This is a genomic window from Pseudonocardia sp. ICBG601, assembly GCF_020496245.1.
The window spans coordinates 1-4,103 of sequence record NZ_JAHLJA010000280.1 but is presented as its reverse complement, the minus strand read 5'-3'; the positions used below and the strand labels follow the sequence as shown (position 1 = coordinate 4,103).

Annotated in this window: 4 protein-coding genes; 1 reads left to right on the top strand and 3 read right to left on the bottom strand. The window is 67.8% G+C overall.

Annotated features, from left to right (window positions below; all coding sequences use genetic code 11):
• The 3 genes from KPL57_RS65740 to KPL57_RS65730 form a co-directional block, all read right to left on the bottom strand.
• Positions 1–738, bottom strand: a 738-nt coding sequence (locus tag KPL57_RS65740; RefSeq protein ID WP_226359512.1) for a glycoside hydrolase family 16 protein, incomplete at its 3' end; no start/stop codon positions are given.
• Positions 735–1,709 (bottom strand): MinD/ParA family protein, encoded by a 975-nt coding sequence (locus tag KPL57_RS65735; protein WP_226353153.1) that lies wholly within the window; start codon positions 1,707–1,709, stop codon positions 735–737. The genes KPL57_RS65735 and KPL57_RS65740, both read right to left, overlap by 4 nt.
• Positions 1,710–2,032: 323 nt before the next feature.
• Entirely contained in the window at positions 2,033–2,539 is a 507-nt protein-coding gene (locus tag KPL57_RS65730) for a hypothetical protein (protein WP_226353152.1), read from the bottom strand.
• Between the two features lie 1,167 nt (positions 2,540–3,706).
• On the opposite strand from KPL57_RS65730, the gene KPL57_RS65725 reads away from it, so the two are divergent.
• Positions 3,707–4,103, top strand: a 397-nt coding sequence (locus KPL57_RS65725) for a hypothetical protein (RefSeq protein WP_264200154.1), incomplete at its 3' end; no start/stop codon positions are given.

Below are 4,103 nucleotides of genomic sequence, written 5' to 3'. Positions count from 1 at the left end.
GAACAGTTCGATCTTGTCGCGGGCCGGGTCCATGATCTCCGCGAAGTCGATCTCCCCGCCGACCGGGAAGTTCTCCTCGGTCGGCCACAACAGGGCGAGGGCGTTGTAGGAGGGGGACCCGGTCGGGGCGCGCATCCGCACTTCCCAGCGGCCGTATTTCTGGGAGTGCGCGGTCCAGGCCAGGCCGGCGGTCGTGCCGTCCCCGGTCCCGTCGATCGTCAGAATGCCGTCAGCGACGGTCGCCGCGGCCGGGGAGCGGGTGCCGTTCCCGGCATGCCCGGGGCCGTCGTAGGCGTTCCACCCGGGCCCCAGCTGTGTGCCGGTGAAGTCGTCGACAACGTCCGGGGCACCCCAGCCGAACACCTCACCTGCGGTGTCGCCCTGGCCGGGCACGCCCGGCAGCGCAGAAGAACCGCCCTGCGCGTCCTGTCCGGTCTGTCCGGTCTGTGCTGGATGATCGGTGGATCCGCTTTCATGATCATCCGGGTGGTTCCCGGCCTGGTAGCAGGTGGCGGGGATGAAGCCGGGCTGGTCGGCGCCGACGCTGGTCAACGCCGACCGCCACGCCCGCGCCCGCTCGGAACGATCGCCGTCGAGTTCGGCCAGGACGTGCACCGCGGTGATACGCCAGCCGCATTCGACTCGTGCGTCCGCCGGGACAGGCGCGGCCGGAGCGAACGCGACCGCCAGCGACGTCACCGCTCCCACCACGGCGGTGACCAGCCCGGAACCGATCACCGCATACCGGCCTGACGGTCGGCGTGGTCGGTGCGGAAACCGTGCGAGGCCAGACCGTGGGTGCGGCTCTGGAAACCGTCGGCGACCACAGCGGCGAGTTCGAGGACCGCATCCCGCGTCGCGGGGGCCAGGGCGTCGAGATCGATGATGTCCCCGGTCGCCAGGTGCGGGTCGGCGGGCAGTTCGACCACCGCCCGCACCCTGGAGGCGAAGTAGTCGCGGATGACGGTGTCATCGACATAGCGGGACTGTCGATCACACGACAGGACGACGACGGCGTCACGGACCAGGTCCCGATACCGAAACCGGCCCGACGAGTCCTGGTGGGTGGCCAGCCACTGCAACGTCCGCGCCGCCCGCGACGCCCCGTCCTTCGTCGGCGCACCCACCACGACCAGGGAGTCGGCGTGGCGCAGCGTGCCCTGCATCGCCGAATGCACCAGGCCGGTGCCGCAGTCTGTGAGCAGCAGCTCGTGATAGATCGAGAGCAGCCGCAGGACACGCTCGTAGTCGCGCTCGGAGAACATCTCCGACAGCTCCGGGGCCTGCTCCGAGGTGAGCACGCGTAAGCGGCCGGCGAGGTGGGTGTAACCCGACAGCTGCGTAGAAGTACGGACCTGGTCCAGGTCGCGTAGCAGGTCACGCACCGTCCGCCGCCCCGCCTGGGCCTCTCCGACCAGGCGGTCACCCAAGGTCCCCGCGTCGGGATTGGCGTCGATCGCGATGACTCGGTCCCCGCGGTACTCGGCCATCGCCAGCCCGAGCACACCGGTACACGTCGTCTTCCCGACACCACCTTTGATGCTGCCGACCGCGACGGAGAACGGCCCGGACAGCGGTGTCGTGACCCGCCGCACCTGGTCCTTCAACCGCAGCTCGGCCTCGGACAGGCCCGGATTCCACCGACCAGCCGTGAGCGCGTAGACCGCAGCCCGCCAACCATGCGTCGGCGCCGCGAGCTTCGGACGCACCACATCAGCGAACGCACCACCATCGGAAAACCCGGGTGCTCCAGGTGCGGAGCCATCGCCGGACTCGGCGGTGTCGGTGCTCCAGAACGCCGCCGGCGGTGCCGCTGGTTCCGGCGGCTCGACAGCAGATCGAACAGTCTGCGGGTCCGCGGCGGGAGCCACCGGCGGTTCCGGGGACCCGCCCGTGCCCTCGGGAGCCGACACCGGCGGCTCGGCCGCGGGCGGCGTACCGGGAACCGCCCACGCCGCAGCATCCCCGGTCAGCCACGCCGGCGTCCCACCCGACTCCGCCGCCTCCGACGACGACACATGATTACCCGACATCAACGACCACCGCCTGTTTCGTTACCGGTGGGCCCGGTGAGCAGACCGGGATCGACGACCAGACGGCCGTCCTCCGCGGCGCGGGTGACCGGCACAGTCATCCGCACCCACCGCGGCTCGACCGCGGTCCACACCGCGGCCGACTCCGGCGGGGCGCACGAGCGGCCGATCGTCCCCGCCGGCTCCACCAGACCGCTGTGCTCAGCGGCGGACACAGCCGAGTCATCGGCCTCGGGCGCTGTTCCAGCACGGACGTACGGCGTGGCGCGGACGACGACCTCGACGAACACCACCGTGTCCGACCGCCGATACAACCGCCCCGGCAACGGGGAATCCGCACGCTGACGGCCCGCACCGGACCAGCCCCACGTACACGCCTGCACATCGGCCAGGACCTCGCGCAGGACCTCAGCGCGGCGCCACGGCACGTCCTCGTCGAACGACTGGAAATCGCAGGCGAAGCGGGCAGCGAACGCCGACGCCTCCACATCCGACACCGGCTCCACCGAACGCACCGCACGGGCGAACGACGGCTCCGCCGGGACACGGTCGAGAGGCCGCCGCCGCGGCGCCGCCGCTGGGAACGCTTCGTCGAACCTGACCTGCGGCGACGCTAACTCAACATGATCACCAGGATCGGGCGCAGCAGAGCAGTAGTGCCCGCCGGGCCCTCCACGCTGCGCTGCTGGACGGTCCGGTCGTGGGCGCCGCGAGGTAATGACGTGCACGGATGCGGTCCCAAGATCATCCCGAGGTTCTGCACTGTCGGACGCCGTGTCCCGGGAACCGAGTCCTGGCGCTACCAGCCACGGAGAGACGCACTCGGCGGGACCAGGACTGCTGCGTCGTGACATCAGACCGGCCGATCGCAGCCGGAGACAGACGGGAAGCCGAGTGCCGCACCGTCCATGCTTACACCGATCATCGCGCCTCCCTCGCATCTGAGCGCCCAAACTATAGACTGGGCGCTGCGGGTCCGCAATACTGCTAGATATATGGCAATGTACCTGGGGAAATCGCAAAGGCGACGGGCCGGCGTGGCCGCCTCGGTGGCGACGGGGACCGCATGCCCTGCTAGGGTCAGCAAACTATAGTTCGGATAGGTGGAGGCGGATGACGCGAAGAACGATCGCCGGGCGAAGTGGCCTACCCCTGCCGCAGTGCGCCTACGTGGAGTACGCGTGACGACACGATCAGTTGATGGAACCTTACTCGAAAGACTCAGCTTTCTGTCATCAACCGTGCTGAAGCTGGATCACGAGTCGCGCGGCCTGCGGAGCGACTCGGCGTGGCCGAGACCTGATGCGCGCCGGGTGCTGAGACAGGTGGCTTCGGACGGGAGGGTCGCGCTGTCCGCGGAGGAAGTCGTCCAGGTCGCTGTGGGGATCGGAATCCCCACGGGGTCCCTGACGGCCGATCCAGGGTCCTGGCTCCCGGTCGAAAGCTGCTTCCGGCGACTCGTAGCGCTACGAGAGCAGGACGAAAAATGGCGAGTCCCCATCTTGGGGGCTGACGAAGAAAAGTTCCCCGCATCTTCTTCGGGACCGGAGACCTACGACATGGATATAACATTTTGGGGCACTCCTCGGTGTTGTAGAGGTCTATGGGCCCGCCGAGGGCAGGATCAGATCGCACCTCGCCGACGCAGAGGTCTCCGGAGAAACCCCGCCGCCGTGACAGAGCCGTCAGTTGATGTGGAAGTTCTTGAGCGCTGCGCGAGCGTAATTTCCGATCTTAACGAATCCATCGGCCACTTTGACGGGTCGATCCGCGACTACCTGGAACGATTAGAAACCCACAGGGGGCGGCCCATAAAGATGCGAACCTTTTTATTTAGGGAACTCGGAGGAGGTGAGTGTGGAATATACATCCCGAGGCGAACCTATGACGAGATAGGATTCCCATTGGACGCTCCGCATGCTACGCATATCATCCTGCATGAAGTCGGACACATGGTGCTCGACCATGCCGCGGCGCGGAGGCCGGAAGATTCCCCTCTATTTCGAAGCATGGCCAGCATTACTCCTGAGGCGCTGACAGTTTATCTCGGGAGGAGCGTCTACGAGGACT